Here is a 20,822-nt window from a genome sequence, read left to right on the forward strand (position 1 = left end):
CGTTCAGGATCCGCCGAACCAGTTGTAGCCCTGATCCACCCAGTAGCCACCCGGGTAGGTGTTCGTCACGAACAGCTCCATGATGTGCTTGGGGTTCTTGTAGCCCAGCTTGGTCGGCATCCGGAGTTTCATGGGGAAGCCGTACTTGGGCGGGAGGCGCTCGCCATCGTACGTAAAGGTCAACAAGGTCTGCGGATGTAGCGCGGTGGCCATGTCGATGCTTTCGTAGTAGTCGTCGGCGCACCTGAATCCCACGTACTTCGCCGTGGTATCGGCGCCGATCCGCTGGAGAAAGCCGGCGAACGGCGTGCCGCCCCAGCGCCCGATGGCGCTCCAGCCTTCCACGCAGATATGCCGGGTGATCTGCTCCGCCTGCGGCAAGGCGTAGAGGGCATCCAGCGTCCAGCTTCGCTTGTCCTGCACCAGCCCCCCCACCTTGAGCCGGAAGTCATCGCCGTTCACCACGGTCACTTCGTCGATGCCGTAGAACGCATTGAAGGGAAACGGGCGCGTGATCTGCGCGGCGGTGTAGGTGGGGGCGAGCCGGTTCGGATCGAACAGCCATGCCTGTACCTTGTCGTTCATGCGCGAGATGCGACCCAGGAAGGTTTCGACCGACGCCTCGTCGCGCAGACTGCATCCCGTGAGCATGGCAAGGCCGCCGAGCGTGAGGATGCGCTTGCCGAACAGGCGCCGCGCGGGCGCGTCGAGTTCTCGACATACGTCGATGATCAGCGACTGGCGATCGACGGCCAGACGTCGGGGAGGTTTGGGGTTCACGGCTCTACTCCAGTTTCGTGACGTCAGCGCCTGCGAATCATCGTCAGCAGGCTGCGCGGCACCAGCGCCACCATCACCAGATGCACGACGATGAAGGCGGCAAGCAGCGCCATGGCACAGAAATGCACCACGCGGGCGAAGTCATAGCCGCCCATCAACTCGCGCAGCAGCGGGAACTGCACGGGCTTCCAGATCGCGATGCCGGACAGCACTAGCACGACAAGCACCGCCATCACGAACAGGTACGCGAGCTTCTGCACGGCGTTGTAGTGACTGAGATCCGCATGCGAGAGGTGGCCGCGCAGCGCGGCGGCCAGATCGTGGAGCACGGCACGCGGCGCCAGTGGAAAGAACTTCCTGGCAAGCCGGCCTGTGATCACATTCATCGCCAGATAGAACAGGCCGTTGAAGAACAGCAGCCACATGGCCGCAAAATGCCATTGCAGCGCGCCACCCAGCCAGCCGCCGAGGGTGATGTCGGCCGGAAAGCTGAAGCTGGCGAAGACTGGTGAAGCGTTGTAGATGCGCCAGCCCGACAGCATCATCACCACCGCTGCCAGGGCATTGAGCCAGTGCGATATCCGCACCCAGACGGGCTGGATTGCACGTGGCGCAGCGCGGCGCGGCATCGCGTCATGTGTGGTTTCCATTTCGGCCTCCAGAACCCATGCGCCGCGCGGGACGGTCATCCCGCCTGCGGCGCAGGGGCGCGCTCACTTGCCCGGCATCACTTGCTCATGCCGCCGGACATGGCATCGCCATCCTTGCCCATCTTGTCCCCCGACTTCGACTTGCTCATCTTGTCCTTGTGCATGCCATCCTTGGACATGCTGTCCTTCGACATCGCATCCTTGCCCATGCTGTCCTTCGACATGGCGTCCTTGTGCATGCCGTCCTTATGCATGCCGTCCTTCGACATGCTGTCCTTCGACATCGAATCCTTGGCCATCGACCCGCTGGCCTGGGCGAATGCCGCCGTGCCGCTCATCAGGAAGGCGGCGGAAACCACGGCGATTGCGATCTTCTTCATCTTCACACCTCATAGTTTGGACATGGACCGGGAGCATCCCGGCATCAGAAACTTCGCGCCACGCCGGGACGGCTGGCGGTAGATCCACACGGCATGTGTGCGTCTGAAAGGAAATTCGCCCCGGCGGCGCATCCGGTTACAGCCATCGCAAAAAAATTTCCTCCCCAATGACGGTGCGCTGCTCACCACATCGCCGCCGGCGCGGCGTAGAATTCGCGCAAACTAACGTGACCGGTGTAACCAACGCGATCGATGGAGCGAACTACAGGACAGGAAGCGCTGCAGCGGCGGGAGGCGCGCCTGCGCGAACTTTTTGCGGACGGGCTGGCAGGGGATCAGGCGGCCTACGCGCGGTTCCTGACCGAGCTGGCCGCGCTATTGCGCGGCTATTTCCGCCACCGGCTCCAGCAACAGGCCGGCGATGTCGAGGATCTGACGCAGGAAGTCCTGCTGGCGGTGCATAACGCCCGGCACACCTACCTGCCGGACCAGCCGCTGACGGCCTGGGTGCACGCCATCGCCCGCTACAAGCTTGCGGACCACTTTCGCGCCCATGCGCGGCACGACGCGCTGAGCATGCCGCTGGATGCCGCGGAGGACATCCTTGCGACGCCGGACCTGGAATCGGCCCAGGCCAGGCGGGATCTGAACCTCCTGCTCGACCAGCTGCCCGACCGGCAACGCCTGCCGATCGTGCACGTCAAGCTGGAGGGACTGTCTGTCAGCGAAACCGCGCGGATGACCGGCCTGTCCGAATCGGCGGTAAAGGTGGGCGTGCATCGCGGGCTGAAGGCGCTCGCGGCGAAGATTCGAGGAACGAAATGAAAACGGACGACCTGATTTCCATGCTTGCCACGGGCGCCGCGCCGGTGGACCGGCACGCGCTCAGCCGCCGTTTTGGTATCGCCGTGGCGGTGGGCACGGCGCTGGCGACCTTGCTGGTGGCCACGATGCTGCACGTCCGCGCGGATCTGGCCGACGTCGCCGCCACGCCGCTGTTCTGGGCGAAGGTAGCGCTGCCGCTCTCGCTGCTGCTGGGTGCGCTGTGGATGACAGCCCGGCTGGCACGGCCCGGAATGACCACGGGTTTCCGCTGGCTGGGCATCGCCGTGCCGTTTGGCGCCGTCTGGCTGGGCGCGATCACTGCGGTCGCACAGACACCCGCCGGAGAACGGGCGGCGGCCATCCTGGGGCAGACGTGGCGGGTCTGCCCGCTCAACATCACGCTGCTGTCGGTGCCGGTGTTCATCGCCGTATTCTGGGCGTTGCGCGGCCTGGCCCCGACACGGTTGGCCCTGACCGGCGCCGTCGGCGGTTTGTTGTCCGGTGCGGTGGCAACGCTCGCCTACTGCCTGCATTGCCCAGAGATGGGCGTCGCCTTCTGGGCGGTGTGGTACGTGCTTGGCATGCTGGTGCCAACCGCGATTGGCGCGCTGCTGGGGCCACGCCTGCTTCGCTGGTGATGTGGCAGGCGACATCTACCCTGCCGCCACGATCACATGCGCCTGGATTTTCCCGCCCACCGGGCCGTCGCCATGGCGGCTGGCAATCGTCTCCGTCGCCCGGTCCGTCGCGTGTTGCAGCAAGCTGGCGTCGCGCGCCTCGATCTCGTTCCGTAGCGGCGTGCCCAGGCAATAGGCGGTGGCGACGTCGCGTGCCGAGTTCGCGCGACTTGTCTTCTCGCGTGTCTCGATCTGGACGCTGGCGAACCCTGCGCGGTTCAACTCGTCGCGGATCAGCGCCACATCGTGATAGCCGTGCGGCGTGCGCGCGAGGAATCTCGGTGGATCGTGCGGGAACACCGTGGCTACGGCGTCGGTGACGTCGCTGGCAAAGACGTTCTCTTCGATGCGGTCCCAGACATTGAAGATGAAGCGACCGCCCGGCCGCAACATGCGACGCGCCTCGGCATAGCCGGCGACCCGATCGGGAAAGAACATCGCACCAAACTGGCAGCAGACAACGTCGAACGACGCGGCCTCGAACGGCAGGTGGAGCGCGTCCGCCTGCTTCCATTCGATACGGCTGTCGGGCCCCTGCCGGCTGGCGGCATAGCCGAGCATGGGCTGGTTGAGATCGGTCACCACATAGCGCGCGCCAGCGCTCAGCCTGGGCGCAAGCGCCCGCGTGACCACGCCACTGCCGGCCGCCGTCTCCAGCACCGCGCCGGGCGAGGCGGCTGCCACCAGCGCGGCCAGATCGACGGCATAGGCTTCGAAGATCAACGGGACCATGAACGTGTCGTAGAACTTCGGGATCGAGCCAGCAAACACCTGATCGCAATCCGTCATGATTCCCCCTTGAAAGCGCTTTATGGCGCGCTTGCCGAGGCATCCGCACGCCCGAAGTGGATTGCGCTGCGCGGCAACTGCCCACCAGTTTCCTGCATCGTGATCCCGCAAGAAATCCATGCGAACCCGAAAATCGCGCCGGCCGGACGCGCGCATGCTGACGCCAGACGCTGAGATGCGTCGTGGATTCATCCGGATCCACCCGTTAGTTCGCAAGGAGCACATCATGAAAACACTCGTAAGACTCACCAGCCTGGCCCTTGTCGCGTTGCCCGCACTGGCCTTTGCACAAAGCACCCCGGGCCCTGTGACCCGCGCGGAAGTGCGCGCCGACCTCATCCGTGTAGAGAAGGCCGGCTACAACCCGTTCGGCAACGACGCCAACTATCCCGTCGATATCCAGGCAGCGGAAGCCAAGGTGGCTGCGCAGCAAGGCACGCCGGCCATCCAGCCGGAGACGCGCGCCGAAGTCCGGCAAGATCTTCTGAAGGTGGAGAAGGCCGGCTATGACCCGTTCCGCGTCGGCAGCACGTATCCCGCCAAGCTCGAGGCCGCCGAGGCACGCGTATCCGGCACGACCACCGCCTCGCCCACGCCGGTGCAGAAGCCGGTGGCAACGATGGCCGCCGTGCCGGCAATCCCGCGCATTGATCGCCCCCGCAATGCGTTCTACGATGGCGCCTGAGGATGCAGGTATGTCCAGGCCCTAGCGCAGCCCACCCCAGTGGTTGGTCACGCGCAGCAGCGAGGCATGCGGGCCGAATTCGCCGAGCCCTGTCGATAGTTGCTCGGCTGCCTCGCACACGGCTGCGGCCAAATCGCGCAAACGCGTGGGCCGCAGCCGTGTGTCCGGCCCGGAAATACCAACCGCCGCGATGACCGCGCCTGTTCCATCGAAAATGGGCGCGGCCAGTCCGTTCACGCCCGGGCGCCATTCGCCCCGATTGATGGCGTACCCCATGCGGCGGACCTGCTGCATCTCATGCAGAAAGGCCTCGGGCTCCGTGATCGTGCGGGGTGTGGCGGCGCTGAGGTCATCGGCGATCTCGGCCAGCCACTGCGGATTTCTGAACGCCAACATGGCCTTCCCCGTGGCCACGCAATGCGCCTGCGAGCGGCCACCAATCTGGCTGTAGGCGCGAATCGGGTTCGGACATTCCACCTTGTGCACGTAGACGACCTCGCGGCCGTCCAGCACGGACAGGTGGACCGACTCCCCGGTGGATTGCATCAGCGCTTCCATCAGCGCGTCCGCGTGACGGCGCAGGTCGAAACTCCACAGCGCCGCCGACCCCAACTCCCATAGCTTGATCGACACCGTGTAGCCCGACGGCGGCACCCGCACCACATAGTGCTCGTCCACCAGTGCCTGCAGCAGCCGATGCGCGCCGCTCTTGGGCATGCTCGCCATCTGGGCGAGCTCGCTCACACCAATCGGCTTGCCGTGGCGCGCCATGATGTCGAGTAGGTGAAGACCCTTAATCAGCGTGTTGTTCATGGCACCGAGCATCTGACGCCCGGTGGAGCCCGGGCAACTGTTCCAAAGTGTAGAACACCCGTGCCGGAATGAGGAACGGTTCTAGACTCGGTCCTGACGTCATGCACCCCAGCCATGACGACCCACGACACCCATCCATGACCGACGTCCAAACCGAAGACCTGCCGCTGCGCGGCATCCGCGTGCTGGAGTTCTGCTCCGTGGCCGCCGGCCCATTTTGCGCCATGTTGCTGGCCGATATGGGCGCCGATGTGATCAAGATCGAGCCGCCCGGCGGCGACACGCTGCGCACCTGGCCGCCGATTAGCGCCGGCTTCAGCGAGAACTTCGCATCGCTGAACCGAAACAAGCGCTCCGTGGTCCTGGACCTCAAGCTTCCCGCCGATCTCGACGTCGCGCTCGCCCTGTGCGCCAAAGCCGACGTGATCATCGAGAACAACCGGCCGGGCGTGATGGATCGGCTCGGGCTGGGCTACGCGCGACTGAGTGCGCTGCGCCCCGAACTCGTCTACTGCTCGATCTCCGCCTTCGGCCAGTCAGGCCCGCGCGCCGCCGAGGGCGGCTTCGACCTGACGATCCAGGCGGCTGCAGGCGTGATGAGCGTCACAGGCGATTCCGATGCCCCAGTCAAATGCGGCGTGCCGGTCTCCGATTTCGCCTCGGGCCTGTACGGCGCCTTCACGATCGCCAGCGCGCTGCTCCAGGCCAGGGCGCGCGGGCGCGGCGCGCATCTGGATGTACCGATGTTCGGCTGCACGCTGGCGATTGGTGCACTGCAAACCAGCGAATACTTCGGCACGGGCCGCAGCCCCGTCAAGCTCGGCTCCGCCCATCCCCGCAATGCGCCCTACCAGGCCTTTCGCGCCGCCGATGGCTACTTCGCCATTGCCGCCGGCAACGATGGCCTGTGGCGCGATGTGCTGCGCGCGGTGCAGATGGAGCCGCTGGCGGACGACCCGCGCTTCCTGTCGCCCACGCTGCGCGCCCGCCATCAGGTGGCGCTGAAAGCGCTGCTGGAAGAGGTCTTCGTGCAGCAAGGCGTCGACCACTGGATCGATGTCTTCCGCAGCGCCGGCGTGCCGCATTCGCGCATCAACGACTATGCGCGCGCACTGGAAGACCCGCAGGTCGACCACATGCGCTGGATTCGCGATATCGAACTGCCGGGCGGCACCCAGACGCGCACGTTCTCCTCGCCGATTCGCATCGACGGCCATGCGGTGCCGGTGCGCAGCGCGCCGCCCGCGCTGGGCCAGCATTCGGAGGAAGTCCGCCGCACGATTGGCAACCCGCAAGACAAACAGGGGTAAACACCATGCAGAACACATCCACAGCAGACACCCAGCCACTGCAGCGCTTCATCGCCCGGATGGACGCCATCGTCGCGGACACCAGCCAGCCCGAGGCAGCCACGCTCGAACAAGTCAGCCAGGCGCTGGGCGACCTCGTGGCGCAGGACAACTGGCTGGACCCGCAATTCGCCGTGCCGCATCCCGAGTACTACCGCCAGTACCTGCTCCACGCTGACCCGGAGGACCGCTACAGCGTGGTGAGCTTCGTGTGGGGGCCGGGCCAGAAGACGCCGATCCACGACCACTGCACCTGGGGCGCGATCGGCATGCTGCGCGGTGCCGAAGTGGGACAGGCGTACGCGCAGGGCGCGGCCGGCATGGTCGAGACCGGCGAGGCCGAACGGCTCGATCCGGGCGACGTGGCCTTCGTCTCCCCTGCAATCGGCGACATTCACGTGGTGCGCAATGCCTATGACGACCAGGTGTCCATCAGCATCCATGTGTACGGCACCGATATCGGCAAGCAGTCCCGGCATGTGTTCGATGCGGCTACCGGCGCGATGAAGACCTTCATCTCCGGTTACGCCAACGTGGAAAAGGCGTCCGCATGAGCGAAGCGCCGCTGCTGCTCCGCTGGGACGACAACGTGTGCCGGCTGACACTGAACCGGCCGCAGCAGGGCAACGCCTTGTCCCGCGACCTGCTCGATGCACTCGATGCGGCGCTGGACGACTGCGCGGCCCGCCCGCCGGCCTGTCTTGTGATCGACGGCGCGGGACGCCATTTCTGCACCGGCTTCGATCTCTCCGGGTTGGCTGACGAAACCGGTGACAGCCTGCTGGCGCGCTTCACACGGATCGAACTGCTGCTCCAGCGCGTAGCACGTGCCCCGTATCCCACGATTGCCGTCGCCCACGGCCGCACCATGGGCGCCGGCGCCGACCTGTTTGCTGCCTGCGCGGTACGCATCGCAGTAGCGGGGGCGAGCTTCGCCTTCCCAGGCTGGCGCGGCTTCGGGCTCGTGCTTGGCAGCCGGCGGCTGGCCGCGCGCATCGGTACGGATCGCGCGCGGGACTGGATCGAGCGCGCGTGCGTCATCGCTGATACCGAGGCGCTTGCCGCCGGACTTGCCACGGCACGCGTGGAAGCGGCCCCGGCCACGTTCACGGCGCCGGTTGCAAACGCGTTAGACGGCCCGCTCGCCGGTGCCCTCGATGGCAATGCCGAACTCGACGACGCGCGCGACCTTGCCGCGCTCGTGCGTTCGGCGGCATGCGCCGGCTTGCAGCAGCGGCTGACAGCCTATGTGAACCGGCAAGCCGAGGCACGGCAGGCACGATAACAAAGACAAAGGAGACAGACGATGAACGGGAAGATCCAGCGGTTTGCAGCGGCCGTGGCCGTCGCCATGGCGGGGATGGCCGCCACGGGCGCCCACGCGCAGGGCGAGGGGCCCTATCCGTCCAAGCCGATCCATCTTGTGGTGGGCTACGCCCCCGGCGGCGGCACGGACATCATGGCGCGCCTGATCGGCCAGCAGATTGGTATCGCGCTGGGGCAGCCCGTCGTTGTCGAGAACAAGCCGGGCGCGGGACAGAACATCGCGGCCAGCTATGTGGCCCGGCAGCCGGCGGACGGCTACACCCTGTTCCTCAGTTCCAGCGCGCTGGCCGTCAACATCAGCCTGTACAACAAGCTCGACTATGACCCGATCAAGAGCTTCGCGCCGGTCGCGGTGTTCGGACAGAGCCCCAACCTGATGGTGGTGCCCGCATCGCTCGGGGTAAGTTCGGTCAGCGAGTTCGTGGCCTACGCCAAGAAGAAGAATGACGATGGCGTGAACTTCTCGTCGTCGGGCGCCGGCAGTTCGCAGCATCTTGGCGGCGAGCTGTTCCGGCAAGAGACCGGCATCAAGGCCAGCCACGTGCCGTACAAAGGCTCCGCGCCGTCCATCGTCGCCATCCTGAGCGGCGAGGTCCAGTACACGTTTATCAATATCCCGTCGGTCATGGCGGTGAAGTCCAATAACCGCATGCGCGTGCTGGCCATCACCAGCGCCAGCCGCTCGCCGTTGATGCCCGATGTGCCCACCATGGTCGAGGCGGGCATGCCGCATATGACCATGGCCGCGTGGTACGGGGTACTGGCCCCGGCCGGCACGCCGGCGCCGATCATCAATCGGCTCAATGCGGCCATCAACAAGGCCGTGTCCGATCCGGCGTTCCGCGAACGCATGCGGAGCGAGGGCGCCGAAACCATGATGGAGTCGCCCGACTACTTCAAGCGCTTCCTGGCCGATGACATCGCCCGCTGGCACAAGGTTGTGAAAGCCGGCAACGTGAAGGTTCAGTAGGTTCAGTAACCCCCCGATTTTCCCCACCCCCCGACATCATCCAAGGAGATTCCGCATGTCGATGTTCATGAACTGGCCCGATCTGCTCAACACGCTGAAGCGTTCTTACAACCGTCTCGGCAATTCCAACCCGAAGATGCTGGAAGCCTATCGGAACCTGGCAGCAGCGCAAGGATCGAACGGCGCGCTCGACGCCAAGACGCGCGAGCTGATTGCGCTGGCCGTGGCCGTGACCACGCGCTGCGACGGCTGTATCTCGTCTCACGCCGCAGCGGCGGTCAAGGCCGGTGCCACGGAGGCGGAGATCAGCGATGCCCTTGGTACCGCCATCGCCCTCAATGCCGGCGCGGCCTATGTGTATTCGCTGCGCGCGATGGAAGCCGTCAGCCAGCTCAAGGAAGCCGCCTGATCCGGCGAATCGCGCGCACCAATAAGGAGGAGACAAACATGGCCGCATACGTCATCGACAGCGCCCTGTTCCGGGACCAGTTCAGTACCGCGCAGATGCGCGAGATTTTCAGTGATGAAACCACGGTGCAGCGGTGGCTCGATGTGGAAGCCGCGCTGGCCAAAGTGCAGGCGCGCCTGGGGATCATTCCCCAGCGCGCCGCCGACGAAATCTGCGCGAAGGCGCGGGTCGAGCTGATCGACCTGCCCGACCTGAAGCGCGAGATGGACCGTACCAGCCACCCGATCGTGCCGCTGCTGCGCGCCATGAAGAAGGTGTGCAGCGGCGACGCGGCCGAGTACATCCACTGGGGCGCCACCACGCAGGACATCATCGACACCGGCACCATGCTGCAGGTGCGCGATGCGCTGGAGGTCATCGGCACCCGCTACGCGGAGCTGGAGGGCCATCTGGTGAAGCTGGCGCAGACGCACCGCGACCTGACCATGGTGGCACGCAGCCATGGCCAGCAGGCGCTGCCGATCACGTTCGGCTTCAAGGCTGCCGTCTGGGTCGAGGAGATGCGCCGGAACCAGGAGCGCTTCGCGGCCATGAAGCAGCGTGTGCTGGTGGGGCAGTTCTCCGGCGCGGTCGGCACGCTGGCGGCACTGGGCGACAAGGGCATCGCGGTGCAGGAGGCGCTGTTCGAGGAGCTGGGCCTGGGCTGCCCGCGCATCCACTGGCATGTCTCGCGGGATAGCATCGCCGAGCTGGCCTGCGTGCTGGCGATCTGCACCGGCACCATCGGCAAGATCGCGCATGAGGTGTACAGCCTGCAAAAGACCGAGACGGCCGAGCTGGAAGAACCGTTCGCGATGGGCAAGGTGGGCAGCAGCACCATGCCGCATAAACGCAATCCGCCGACCTGCGAAACCGTGGTGGCGCTGGCCCGTCTGGTGCGCAACACCGCGCCGATGGCGCTGGAGTCGATCATGGCCGAACACGAGCGCGACAAGATCGTGCTGCAGACGGAACGCGAGTTCATCTCGCGCCTGTGCTGCATGAGCGATGCGGCAGCGTTGAAGCTCGGCTACGTGTGTGCCAACCTGACTGTGCGCCCGGCCAATATGGAGAAGAACCTGTTCATCCAGCGCGGCCTGCTGATGTCCGAGGCCGTCATGATGGGGCTCAGCGACCGACTGGGGCGCCAGGAGGCACACGAGATCGTCTACGAGGTCTGCATGGACGTGTTCGAGCGCGGCGGTGACTTCCGCGAGGCGCTGCTGGCGAATCCGAAGGTGGCGGCCGGCATCGATGCGCAAACCATCGACAAGATGCTCGACCCGCACGGCTATACCGGCATGGCGGGGTTCTTTGTGGATCGGGTGGTGGGACAGCAAGCGCGCTGACACGCGCTGCGCAAGCAAGAAGCGGGTGCCGGGATTCTTCCGGCACCCGCTTTGCATTGCGGCGGTTTGTGGATAGGGATTACTGGCGGAAGTGGATAAAGCAGTCGGCGGCGTCGGCAAGGCTCTCGCAGGACAGGACCGTGGCGATCAACGCTTCCGTGCGCTCGGCGCCCAGCCCCGGCACCAGCAGCGTGCGCGCCTTGCTGGCGATGCGCGCTTCCTGCCGGTCGAGATCGGTCTCGGGACGGCTCGCATCGCTATGGCAGGCATGCATGCGGCCGTTTTCCAGCGTCACGGTCGCCCGGGCGTTCGCGCGCGGCATCGCGGCTTCGCCATGCACACGAATGCGTTGGCGCAGCGCGGCCAGCGCAGGGTCGTCCAGCGCGGCGGTGAAGCTTTCCGCCGCAACGGTGCTGTGGCCGGCCAACGCCAGCGCGGCCATATGGGCGATGCTGAACTTGGCCTCCGATGGCGTGCTGGGATTGGCGATACAACACACATCCAGATACTGCGGCTCGATGGCGATCTCCACCGTCCCGATCTCGGCTGCTGCAGCACCGAGCTGCTGGCGCAATTGCAGGCAGGCCTCGATCGGCGCCTGCGTGCCGTAGCAGGACGCGTGGTACTTGTAGACGATGCCGTGCACGCGCGAGGTGGTGGCATCGCACCAGATTGCGTCGGCATCCCACGCGCCGGCGTACAACGCCGCGAAGCCCTGCTCGCGCTCAAGGATGTCTGGCACTGCCTGGAAGCCTCGCGCCGCCAGCCGGGCGGCGCGCAGGCCAATCGCGGCAGCCTGCCCGGCGTGCAACGGCTTGCACATTGTGCCGAACAGCGCGCGCATGCCGCCCGCCTGCGTGGCGGCGATACCCAGCGCATGCGCGGTGCGGTCGACATCGAGTCCGAGCAGTGAGGCCACAGCCACCGTGGCGCCCAGTGCGCCGAGCGTGGCGGTGTTGTGCCAGCCCAGCCGGTAGTGATCTTCGCCCATGCAAGACGCCACGCGGCTCTGCAACTCGACGCCTGTGGCAAAGGCCGCCAGCACCGCGATACCGTGATGCCGGCCCCCTTCGGCCTGCGCAAGAATCGCCGGCCACAGCGGCACCGACGGATGGACGCGAGACTGCAGGTGCGCATCGTCGAAATCGAGCACATGGGACGCCGTGCCGTTCACCAGCGCGGCCTGCACCGCGCTGGCGCGCGAGCCGTCGAGCAAGGTGGCGCATGGGTTGGCGCCCTCCTCCCGCACTTCGGCCAGCAGGATCTGGACCGGTGCCTCCCGCCACGCGGCATGCGCCACGGCGAACCAGTCGAGCAGGCTGTGACGGGCGATACGCCCCACGTCAGTCGGCAGCCCGCCCGATGCCACGGACAGGCTGTGTGCCACCAGTTCCCGCGTCAGCCCTTGCGGCAGGCCCACGGGATGCAATGGAGGATGTGGCGCGTTCATTTCACCTCCATCGTCTTCAGCAGCTTGTCGCTGATGCCGGCGCGGTAGCGGGCGATGTCATCGACAATGTACTGGCGGAACCTGCTGGTCGGCATGTCGACTTCACGGGCACCATCCTGCCGCACCACGCGTTGCAGTTCGGCATTGCGCAGCCCTTCCGACACGGCCTTGGACAGGCGCTGCACGATCGCATCCGGCGTGCCGGCGGGCGCCACCAGGCCGTACCACTGCGTCACTGTCACATCGATGCCCAGTTCGCGGAAGGTCGGCACATCGGGAAATGCCGGGGTGCGCTGCTCGCCCGTCAACGCCAGCAGCTTGAGCTTGCCGGACTTGACCTGCCCCATGATCGGCGGCGCGGTGGCGAAGAACAGGTCGGTATGCCCGCCCAGCAGGTCCGTGATGGCGGGGCCGGAGCCACGGTAGGGAATCGGCGCGATCTCGACGCCGGCCTTCGCCTTGACCATCTCCATGGTCACATAGCCCACGCTGCCGGGCCCGGACGACCCGTAGCTGATCTGCCGCACCTTGGCTTCGGCGAACGCGGCGGAGGCGTTCTTGTAGCGATCCGCGGCGGCGAACAGGCCATGCGGCGCCTGGACCAGCATGCCGATGGCGACAAAGTCCTCGGGTACCTTGTAGGGCAGTTCGCTGCCCCGGATCGCCGCCGCCAGCGACATGTTGCTGCTCATGCCCATCAGCAGCGTGTAGCCGTCAGGCTTGCTGCGCGCCACCTGCTCGGCCGCCATCATGCCGCCGGCGCCACCCTTGTTCTCGACGACCACGGGCTGGCCAAGCTTGCGCGAGAGCTGATCCGCGATGAGCCGGCCGTACAGGTCGCCACCGCCGCCCGGCGGGAAGCCCACCACGAGCTTGATCGGCCGATCCGGATACTCCGCGTGCACGGCCGTGGCCGCGATGCATACCATCATGCACAGCAGCCAATGCACGCCACGCCATGCGCGTGTGGCCGCGCTTTCCCTATGCAAAGTCATCGTTGTCTCCTCCAGTCGTCATGCCGGCTGCCGCTGACGGCAAGCCTGCAACGATTCTGGACGAGCCCCTGCAAAGCGCATGGATGTTCCACGATTCGGAACGACGCGGCTTGGGGAGGTACGGTAGGGGGGATTCGTGTCGCCTTGCGCGAAGGCGACACACGCGGCAGGGGTGCGACGGGCTAGTGCCCGTCACCCCCGCCGGTCAGCCACCGCGTTGCACGGCGGCCGGAGGTATTACGAAGGCGATTACGAGCCAACCTTGAGTCGGCCGCCGCGGCCCAGGCCGCCCTTCACTTCCTGCGCCTTGTAGTTGCGCAGCGAGACCACCATGTTGTTGTAGGCGTCCATGAACGCTGCAACCGTGGCCTTGCCTTCCGGCGTGCGGGAGAAACCGCCAAGCCCGCCGGCCGCGCCGCCGCCAAAGGCGCCCAGTGCGGCGCCGAAGTTGGTGGCCGTGGCGTTGCCTTCGGAGATGGAGAGCTGCACGCCCGAGCGGATGTCGAACATGGTCAGCGTCACGACCGATGCCTTGCTTTGCATCGCACCGCCAACCAGTGCGCCGGCGGCGCCGAACAGGCTGCCCACGCCGGCAGCCAACTGGCCCGTGGCGTCGTTATCGATGATGATGGCCGGCTCCATGTAGAAGTCGGCGGCCACGCGCTGGCCCTTCTGCTGCTTCGAACCGGCCCGGAACTCGCCCGAATTGCGCTGCTTGTCGGTGATCGACGACAGCTTGCTTTCGGTGCGGTTATTGCCAACGGACGTGATCACGAAGCAGTTCGACTGCTGCACGGCCAGGCGGATCAGCGGCTCGATGGTCGTGATCTTGGTGGTGGCGCCGAAGCTTGCGTACCACTCCTTGCCACGGCCATCGTCCACGGCGAGCGTGCCCAGGGGCGCGTCGCAGCGCTCCAGCGACGGATTGGCATTCACGCTGCTTGCGCCGCCCGCGGCGCCGGTGGCGGCCGTCGGTGCCGTGCCAGTGGAGATGCTACCGCCGCCGCCCGGGACGGCACAGCCAGCCAGAACCAGGGACGCGGCCAGTGCGGCCAGGCGCAAAGAAGTCTTCTTGGGCATGAAATCGCCTGTTATTGGAAGTGATGGAAAGAGGAAGGGTGGGACGGCTTAGCGCAGATGCCAGCCGGAAGGGCCCCAGACCCAGTAATACGGGTAGCCGCTGTACCACGCGTACCAAGACTTGCGATACGCCTCACGCACCTGATACAGACTCTGTTCGTCCTTCTTGGCGGCCTGGGCTTGCGGAATCAGGTCGCGGGCTTCCTTGTTGCCCTTGGAGGCAGCGCGCGTCAGCCAGGCCTCGGCTTCCGCCGGGTCCGATCCCATTTCCTCGAAGCCCATCAGATAGATTCGCCCAAGCGCGAGCTGGGCCTGCACGTGGCCGTTGTCGCCGGCCTTGCGCATCCACTCGAGGGCTTGATAGCTGTTGCGCTCGACGCCGTCGCCGCGCAGGAGGCGCAGGCCCAGGTCATAGGCCGCGTTCGGATTGCGCTCCGCCACTTCGGTCAGGGCCTGCATGCGGCGCTCGGCCTCGGCATCGACGGGCGCGTCCCGGAATGTGCTCACGCGTCGGTCTTGTTCGGTGCAGGCATTGCCGTTGCACACGCGTACCGTGGGCGAGCGCGACAGCTGCCCTTCTGCCGACTGCGCGGCGCAGCCCGCCAAGCCCAAAACTGTCACGAACAACAAAGGAACTGAAAAACGCATAGCAACCCACCCCGAACATATTTATTTTTTTTGCAATACCTCGAATACTTAGCTTTGTAAGTAAACGTGTAGATTGTAACGGCATTGCATGTGGGGATTGCAACACATCGTAATGCGAATCAGTGCTTTTGTTGCGTCGCGGACACGTTCTTGTCAGGGTAAACCCGGGAAAAGGCAGGAGGCAGGGCCTCCCGCCGCCCCGGATCAGTCGATCTTCGCGCCCGATACCTTCACCGTCTGGCCCCACCGCTGTTGCTCTTTGATGATGGTCGCCGCGAACGCTTCCGGCGATTGCCACGCCGGCTCGGCGCCCTGCGCTTCCAGCTTGGCCTTGGTATCCGGGTCGGCCAGCACGGTGCGCAGCGCGCCCGACAGCTTGTCGACGATCTCCTTCGGCGTACCCGCCGGCGCCAGCACCCCATAGAAGCCCACCACCTCGAAGCCCTTCAGGCCGGACTCCTCCATCGTCGGCACATCGGGCAGCGCCGGCGAGCGCTTGCCGGACGTCACCGCCAGCGCGCGGACCTTGCCTGCCTTGATGTACTGGGTGAAGAGCGGAATCGAATCGGCCATCATCTGGGCCTGCCCGCCCATGACGTCCGTCAGCGCTGGCGCACTGCCCTTGTACGGGATGTGAACGATGAAGGTGCCCGATGCCTGCTTGAACATCTCCGGCATCAGGTGCGAGATCCCGCCGTTACCGCCCGAAGCGAAGTTGAGCTTGCCCGGGTTCGCCTTGGCATAGGCGATGAATTCCTTGAGATTCCGTGCCGGCACGTTGTTGTTGATCACCATGACCAGCGGGATCAGCGCGGTGCGCGCCACGGGCGCGAAGTCCTTCGGCATGCTGTACGGCAGCTTGGGATACAGCGAATTGTTGATCGACATCTGGCCCGTATTGGCGATCAACAGCGTATAGCCGTCCGGCGCCGCCTTGGCCACGCTGTCCGAACCGATATTGCCGGCCGCGCCGGCCTTGTAGTCCAGCACCACGGACTGGCCCAGCAAGGGCTGGAGCTTCTCCGACAGAATGCGCGCGTGCGTGTCCACCGGACCGCCAGGCGGAAATCCCACCACCATCCGGATCGGCTTCTCGGGCCAGGCGGCGTGGGCAACGCCGGCCGCGAAGGCCAGCGGGGTAAGGGCCAATACGGCCAGGGCTTGCCGGGCACGGCGGGCAGCGAACAACGTCATCGTCTTGTCTCCGGAGGCGGCCCCGCTCTACACGGCGGCGGACCGAAGCGCTATTGTGACGTTAATGTGACATTTTTGTGAAGGTCCATTTTTGTGAAGATCAGAACGCCTCATTGATCTGGAAATACACGCCTTTCGTGTTGCGCCCCACGCCGGCATCGAAGCGAACATTGACCCGCGGCTTGAACTCGAAGCGGTAGCCGATGCCGCCATTCGGCAGCCAGTGCCCCCGGAACAGCGCCCCCACATTGGGGCTGACCGCCCCGGTGCCGAGCCAGAACACCATGCCCTGCCGCCCCGCGATGTGCCAGCGGTATTCGGCCTGCACCCCCGCCATCACCTTGTCCCGGAACTGGCCCGAGAAGTAGCCGCGCATCCGCTTGTTGTTGCCGAGGGTAGCCATCATGTCCCAGGGCACGTCGCCCCAGTTCATGTTGGCGTAGGCGTCGAAGGCCAGCACATCGCGCTCGCGCATGCGGAAGTACTTGTTGAACGTGAGTTCCACGTTCTCCATATCGGTGTCGCTGCCGAGTTCGCGGCGGTAGACGGTGACGTTTGCCAGCAGCGATTCGCCCCGGTAGGGATTGGGGATGAAGTCCCGCGTGTCGTACGAGAAATGCGCGCTGACCCCGGAACTGAGCACGCGGGGGCCATGCGGGTCGGTCGCCAGCTTGCTGTCGGCGCCGCGCTCCAGCTTCACCGCATCGTCGTACTGCAAGCTCCATCCCGCCCCCACGTAGATGTTGGGACGCACCCGCATCATGATCTTGGGCTGCAGTACCACCTCCTTGCGCGTGAAGGCTTCCTTGTTGGCGTTGTCGATGGCACTGCCGTAGCCGATGCCCCAGTAGGCGGTGGGCATGTTGATGAGATCCGCCTCGATGAGAAAGCGGTAGCTGTCGTCGGCAAAGAACGTGTTGTTCTCGATCGAGATGCCGTAGGCGCCCTTCACGGTGCCGAAGCCGCGGATCGACAGCGTGGATAGCTGCGTCTCCTCTGCGGCGTTGCCCGGCTTGTAGAGGCCGATGGCCGCCGCGCCGATGCCGAAGCCCATTTCCGGGTTGTAGAACGGCCCCGGCAGCACGCCCCAGTCGATGCCCTGGCTCACGTCCACGGCGTCCGATGCGCCGAGCTTGGTGAGGATCCGGTCGATCCAGCCCTGCTTTTCTTCCTTGCTGGCCGGCGCGCCCACCGCTTCCACCACTTCCACCGGCTCGTCCGCCCGCCCGGGCATGGCGGCGCCTGCCAGGCCAATCGACACACATATCGACACACACAAGCGGCGGAGGTAACGGACATGCATGATGGAACCCCGAGATACTGCATCTTGGTGGAGCCACCGGATGCATCCAAGTGAATCCTTTCGAAGCCGCCCTGCGTGTTTTTTTGCGATGTCCCGGGGAGGACTCGAATTCACTTAACGCGCCGCCCGAAAAGACTGAATTCCCTTGCCGGGCGGGCCGTCGCACAATCCGCGAATTGTCAGCCCCCGCGTGTGCCTGCGCGGGTTCGCCGCAAGGAGACCCCCACGATGAGCGCGCGCCGCTCCCGCCGCCGGACGCCTGCGCTGGGCCGCATCCTCGGCATGCTGCTGATGACCGGCGCCGCCACCACGGCGACGGCCTCTCCGTTCGACCTGCCGAGCACCATCCCGAACATGTTTGGGGTTGGCGTGGGCTCCACCACCGAGTACGCCGGCGGCAACGAACGCATGATCGGGGTGCTGCCGGGCCTGCGCTACACCACGGAAAGCGGCCGGCTGCTGGAATGGTATGGCCCCTACGCCCAGTTCAACTTCGGCAGCCTGACGGGCTTCCAGTACGGCCCGGCCGTCTCCCTTCGCCTGGGACGGAACGATGTGGATGACGCTGTCGTCTCCAAAATCCACGAGATCGACACCACCGGGGAAGCCGGCGGCTTCATCAGCTACGAGTACATCCATCCCGGCAGCATTCCGTACCGGCTGCGCGGGGGGATCAATGTGCTGACGAATGCGGGGATCGTGTATGGCGGGGCCCGCGTGTCGGCGACGGGCACCTTCTGGGTGCCCGTGCACACGCGGATGATGCTCGGGCTCGGTGTGGGCCTGACGTGGGTGAGCGGCAGTTTCAACCGGACCTACTTCGGCGTGACTGCGGAAGACAGCGCTGCCAGCGGCCTGCCCGTCTACACGCCCGGCGGCGGCCTGCAGCAGGGCACGGGCTGGCTCGGGGCGATCTATCGGATCGACCAGCACTGGTACGCGGGCGCGATGATCTATTACCAGCGCATCACCGGCAGCGCCGCCGACAGCCCGATCGTCACGCAGCGCGGCACGCGCAACCAGGTGACCTACGGCGCCGGCATCGCCTACGCCTGGCGCTAGGCCGCACCGCCTTTCATCACTTGGGAAACAGGAAGGTCACCACCGCGCGCCCGCCCCAGCCGTGCGGGCCGCTGACCGGCCCCTCGGCCCAGTACGTGGCGAACAAGGCGAAGCTGACCGGCCGATCCTTGAACTTGACGAGCTTGCTGATGCCCGCGTGAATCGGCACGCTCCATTGCGACTGCTTCCAGCCCTGCTGCCGTAGGCTGCCTCGGCGAAAAGAACAGGCTTTGCAGCGTATCGCCAAGGCCGGTCTGTGTGCCGGAACCGGGGGTGAGGGACGATTGGTGCGTCACGGGCAGGATGGTGCGCGAGATCACGTTCCAGTCCGCGTTGAGCGTGATCGGCACCACCGGCTGGATGTTCATCGTCAGCCGCTCGCCGTCATGCACGGGGCCGATGCCCCGGTCGTAGTTGAATTGCAGCGGCACGCTGATCAGGGCGGCCACCGGATTGCTGAGTTTCTTTGCCAGCTCCGCGGAGTCTTCGGCATGGGCAGGCAGCAGCGGGGCGATCAGGATCAGGCCGGCAGCCAGCCGGCGGTCAAAAAGGGAAATTCGCATGCCCGTCAGTAAGGTGGATTCACAACCACGTATTGCGTGCCTTGCGGCTGATACCACGTGGTGCCGCACTGCTGGTACACCATGCCGCCATAGTTGACCGGCGCGCAGCCGGGCGGCACGGTGCGAACCATGGAGCCAATCACGGCGGAGGTCACGGCCACCGTGGCGGTCACGGCGGCGGCCGTCGCCACGGGGTGGTAGTCATTGTCCCAGCCGTTGTGGCAGCACCCGCCGCCCCCTTCCACGTTCACGTTTACGTTGCGGTTCGAATTGACGTTCACGTCGCGGTTGGCATTGACGCTGTTGACACTGTTGCTGCGCACGTTGTTCGCGCGCGCATCCACGTTCTGGTTGTTGACGTGCTGCGCGCCACCGCCGCCCCGCGCCGGCGCCGCCGCGGCACGATTGCCGCCGCCCGCGTGCCCGCCTCCACCTGCGTGCCCGCCTCCACCTCCGGGACGCGCGTCCGCCAGAGGGGCCCACGCCGTGGCTGCGGCGAGGAAGATCACGGCCATCGACAGCAAGAAGCCCTTCCCAATAGCGTGATGCATGATGCAGCTCCTTTACTGAGACTTCAGCGGAACGAACTTCGCCTCGGTGGCACCCTGGGGCGGCGTGAAGGCGAAGCGGGATTCCTTGAAGCCCGGATTGATGCGCCACCGGATCAGCGAGACCGATTGCGGGCGTGCCTCATCGGCCCGATTGGTGATGACCAGCTTGCGCGGCAGGGGCCGCGCGCCGGTGGCGATCCAGATCTGCCAGTCGACATTGCCCTGGCGGAAGGCATAGTGGTCGCAAACCTCGCCCTCCACCACGTCCTGGCCGGCATTCATCGCCGAGGTCATGTTGTCGAGCGGCGCCTGGGGCGTGCCCCAGAGGAACAGGTCCGCCACCGGCAGCTCGATGCCGTACCGCTCCTGCAGCCGGTTCCCCAGCGCGTCCAGGTTCTCCGTGAACGGCGCCTTCGAGTAGTACTTCTGCTCGGGCAGGTAGAGCACGACCGTCTTGCCGTCGTAGATCAGGTCGCGCGCGGACCGTGCACTGCGCATCTCGGCGCGCAGCATGTTCGGGCGTTGCACGTCCACCTTGGCCGTGGCCATGTGGAGCAGCTTCTGGCCGTCCTGGAGCACCCGCTCGCCGGAGAGGTCCACCTGCGCCTCGAACGTCCGCAGCGTCTGGAGATAGGCGCCCATCTTCTGCAGCGCCTGCACCACAGCCGGGTCCACGGCGTTGGCCGCCGGTGGTGCGGAGGAAGCCGGCGCCGGGGGCGGCGCGGCACTCGGTTGGGAAGCGCTGGTCGGCGGAGGGGCCGCCGGAGGCGTCGATGGCGCGTGGCTACAGCCCCAGAGCGAAACGGCAAGCACGCTCGATACCGCAATGCGTCTCATGGCAGGCTCCCTGAAATCTGGTTTCGTGCGTGATCGTTCCCCACTTCCTGCTCTGACGGAAGTCAATTTTTCTTAAATCGAATTAACAACAATCGATA

At 65.9% G+C, this 20,822-nt stretch carries 23 protein-coding genes and 1 pseudogene; 10 read left to right on the top strand and 14 right to left on the bottom strand.

Going from position 1 to position 20,822, the window contains the following annotated elements:
• Positions 1–3: 3 nt before the first annotated feature.
• The 3 genes from AC1EJR_RS04745 to AC1EJR_RS04755 all read right to left on the bottom strand — a co-directional run bounded on the left by AC1EJR_RS04745 (position 4) and on the right by AC1EJR_RS04755 (position 1,810).
• The gene (locus AC1EJR_RS04745; protein ID WP_477110100.1) at positions 4–780 is read right to left on the bottom strand and encodes a molybdopterin-dependent oxidoreductase; all 777 of its coding nucleotides are present in this window, start codon (positions 778–780) and stop codon (positions 4–6) included.
• Positions 781–803: 23 nt separating this feature from the next.
• Complete coding sequence (locus tag AC1EJR_RS04750) at positions 804–1,430, bottom strand: cytochrome b/b6 domain-containing protein (RefSeq protein WP_092295111.1); 627 nt, start codon at positions 1,428–1,430, stop codon at positions 804–806.
• 77 nt (positions 1,431–1,507) lie between these two features.
• Positions 1,508–1,810: a pentapeptide MXKDX repeat protein gene (locus AC1EJR_RS04755; RefSeq protein ID WP_441592736.1), complete on the bottom strand. Its 303-nt coding sequence runs from the start codon at positions 1,808–1,810 to the stop codon at positions 1,508–1,510.
• 252 nt (positions 1,811–2,062) lie between these two features.
• Here AC1EJR_RS04755 and AC1EJR_RS04760 point away from each other — a divergent pair, with 252 nt between their 5' ends.
• The gene (locus AC1EJR_RS04760) at positions 2,063–2,635 is read left to right on the top strand and encodes a sigma-70 family RNA polymerase sigma factor (protein ID WP_092294913.1); all 573 of its coding nucleotides are present in this window, start codon (positions 2,063–2,065) and stop codon (positions 2,633–2,635) included.
• Positions 2,632–3,273 (top strand): DUF1109 domain-containing protein, encoded by a 642-nt coding sequence (locus AC1EJR_RS04765; protein WP_092294911.1) that lies wholly within the window; start codon positions 2,632–2,634, stop codon positions 3,271–3,273. The genes AC1EJR_RS04760 and AC1EJR_RS04765 overlap by 4 nt, the downstream gene beginning before the upstream one ends.
• A gap of 15 nt (positions 3,274–3,288) precedes the next feature.
• Here the strand turns inward: AC1EJR_RS04765 and AC1EJR_RS04770 are convergent, their stop codons facing one another.
• Positions 3,289–4,101: a class I SAM-dependent methyltransferase gene (locus AC1EJR_RS04770; protein WP_477113098.1), complete on the bottom strand. Its 813-nt coding sequence runs from the start codon at positions 4,099–4,101 to the stop codon at positions 3,289–3,291.
• A 226-nt stretch (positions 4,102–4,327) separates the two neighbouring features.
• Here AC1EJR_RS04770 and AC1EJR_RS04775 point away from each other — a divergent pair.
• A pseudogene (locus AC1EJR_RS04775) lies at positions 4,328–4,633 on the top strand (DUF4148 domain-containing protein); the annotation flags it as partial.
• 174 nt (positions 4,634–4,807) lie between these two features.
• Here AC1EJR_RS04775 and AC1EJR_RS04780 read toward each other — a convergent pair.
• On the bottom strand, positions 4,808–5,599 hold the full coding sequence (locus AC1EJR_RS04780) for an IclR family transcriptional regulator (RefSeq protein WP_177219919.1): 792 nt from the start codon (positions 5,597–5,599) through the stop codon (positions 4,808–4,810).
• 137 nt (positions 5,600–5,736) lie between these two features.
• Here AC1EJR_RS04780 and AC1EJR_RS04785 point away from each other — a divergent pair, with 137 nt between their 5' ends.
• The 6 genes from AC1EJR_RS04785 to purB all read left to right on the top strand — a co-directional run bounded on the left by AC1EJR_RS04785 (position 5,737) and on the right by purB (position 11,041).
• Positions 5,737–6,909: a CaiB/BaiF CoA transferase family protein gene (locus tag AC1EJR_RS04785; protein WP_092294903.1), complete on the top strand. Its 1,173-nt coding sequence runs from the start codon at positions 5,737–5,739 to the stop codon at positions 6,907–6,909.
• Positions 6,910–6,914: 5 nt separating this feature from the next.
• Positions 6,915–7,502 carry a cysteine dioxygenase family protein gene (locus AC1EJR_RS04790; RefSeq protein WP_477105250.1) on the top strand — a complete coding sequence of 196 codons (588 nt, stop codon included), beginning with the start codon at positions 6,915–6,917 and terminating at the stop codon, positions 7,500–7,502.
• Complete coding sequence (locus AC1EJR_RS04795) at positions 7,499–8,233, top strand: enoyl-CoA hydratase/isomerase family protein (protein ID WP_441592737.1); 735 nt, start codon at positions 7,499–7,501, stop codon at positions 8,231–8,233. The genes AC1EJR_RS04790 and AC1EJR_RS04795 overlap by 4 nt, the downstream gene beginning before the upstream one ends.
• Before the next feature lie 21 nt (positions 8,234–8,254).
• Positions 8,255–9,244, top strand: a complete 990-nt coding sequence (locus tag AC1EJR_RS04800) for a tripartite tricarboxylate transporter substrate binding protein (RefSeq protein ID WP_092294897.1) — start codon at positions 8,255–8,257, stop codon at positions 9,242–9,244.
• A gap of 61 nt (positions 9,245–9,305) precedes the next feature.
• Positions 9,306–9,653 carry a carboxymuconolactone decarboxylase family protein gene (locus AC1EJR_RS04805; RefSeq protein WP_092295109.1) on the top strand — a complete coding sequence of 116 codons (348 nt, stop codon included), beginning with the start codon at positions 9,306–9,308 and terminating at the stop codon, positions 9,651–9,653.
• Between the two features lie 38 nt (positions 9,654–9,691).
• Positions 9,692–11,041 (top strand): adenylosuccinate lyase, encoded by a 1,350-nt coding sequence (gene purB / locus AC1EJR_RS04810; protein ID WP_454757920.1) that lies wholly within the window; start codon positions 9,692–9,694, stop codon positions 11,039–11,041.
• Between the two features lie 79 nt (positions 11,042–11,120).
• Here purB and AC1EJR_RS04815 read toward each other — a convergent pair whose 3' ends face one another.
• From AC1EJR_RS04815 to AC1EJR_RS04840, 6 genes are all read right to left on the bottom strand, one after another.
• Entirely contained in the window at positions 11,121–12,491 is a 1,371-nt protein-coding gene (locus AC1EJR_RS04815) for an MmgE/PrpD family protein (RefSeq protein WP_441592740.1), read from the bottom strand.
• Positions 12,488–13,486 (bottom strand): Bug family tripartite tricarboxylate transporter substrate binding protein, encoded by a 999-nt coding sequence (locus AC1EJR_RS04820; RefSeq protein WP_454757922.1) that lies wholly within the window; start codon positions 13,484–13,486, stop codon positions 12,488–12,490. The genes AC1EJR_RS04815 and AC1EJR_RS04820 overlap by 4 nt, the downstream gene beginning before the upstream one ends.
• A gap of 249 nt (positions 13,487–13,735) precedes the next feature.
• Positions 13,736–14,566 (bottom strand): hypothetical protein, encoded by an 831-nt coding sequence (locus AC1EJR_RS04825; RefSeq protein ID WP_092294889.1) that lies wholly within the window; start codon positions 14,564–14,566, stop codon positions 13,736–13,738.
• 48 nt (positions 14,567–14,614) lie between these two features.
• Positions 14,615–15,073 carry a tetratricopeptide repeat protein gene (locus AC1EJR_RS04830; RefSeq protein ID WP_369823423.1) on the bottom strand — a complete coding sequence of 153 codons (459 nt, stop codon included), beginning with the start codon at positions 15,071–15,073 and terminating at the stop codon, positions 14,615–14,617.
• Positions 15,074–15,418: 345 nt separating this feature from the next.
• Positions 15,419–16,408 carry a Bug family tripartite tricarboxylate transporter substrate binding protein gene (locus AC1EJR_RS04835; RefSeq protein WP_092294885.1) on the bottom strand — a complete coding sequence of 330 codons (990 nt, stop codon included), beginning with the start codon at positions 16,406–16,408 and terminating at the stop codon, positions 15,419–15,421.
• Positions 16,409–16,508: 100 nt separating this feature from the next.
• Positions 16,509–17,669 (bottom strand): BamA/TamA family outer membrane protein, encoded by a 1,161-nt coding sequence (locus tag AC1EJR_RS04840; RefSeq protein ID WP_441645560.1) that lies wholly within the window; start codon positions 17,667–17,669, stop codon positions 16,509–16,511.
• 270 nt (positions 17,670–17,939) lie between these two features.
• Between AC1EJR_RS04840 and AC1EJR_RS04845 the strand changes: the two genes are divergently transcribed.
• Entirely contained in the window at positions 17,940–18,773 is an 834-nt protein-coding gene (locus tag AC1EJR_RS04845; protein ID WP_441592743.1) for a MipA/OmpV family protein, read from the top strand.
• Here AC1EJR_RS04845 and AC1EJR_RS04850 read toward each other — a convergent pair.
• From AC1EJR_RS04850 to AC1EJR_RS04860, 3 genes are read right to left on the bottom strand one after another with little or no spacing between them, the layout of a single operon-like run.
• On the bottom strand, positions 18,770–19,336 hold the full coding sequence (locus tag AC1EJR_RS04850) for a hypothetical protein (protein ID WP_441592744.1): 567 nt from the start codon (positions 19,334–19,336) through the stop codon (positions 18,770–18,772). The two genes, AC1EJR_RS04845 and AC1EJR_RS04850, sit on opposite strands and share 4 nt — an antisense overlap.
• Positions 19,337–19,341: 5 nt before the next feature.
• On the bottom strand, positions 19,342–19,887 hold the full coding sequence (locus AC1EJR_RS04855; protein WP_441645561.1) for a hypothetical protein: 546 nt from the start codon (positions 19,885–19,887) through the stop codon (positions 19,342–19,344).
• Positions 19,888–19,899: 12 nt separating this feature from the next.
• Positions 19,900–20,724 carry a DUF2092 domain-containing protein gene (locus tag AC1EJR_RS04860; RefSeq protein WP_477113039.1) on the bottom strand — a complete coding sequence of 275 codons (825 nt, stop codon included), beginning with the start codon at positions 20,722–20,724 and terminating at the stop codon, positions 19,900–19,902.
• Positions 20,725–20,822 lie beyond the last annotated feature (98 nt).

Source organism: Cupriavidus sp. 05T42, from assembly GCF_056396345.1.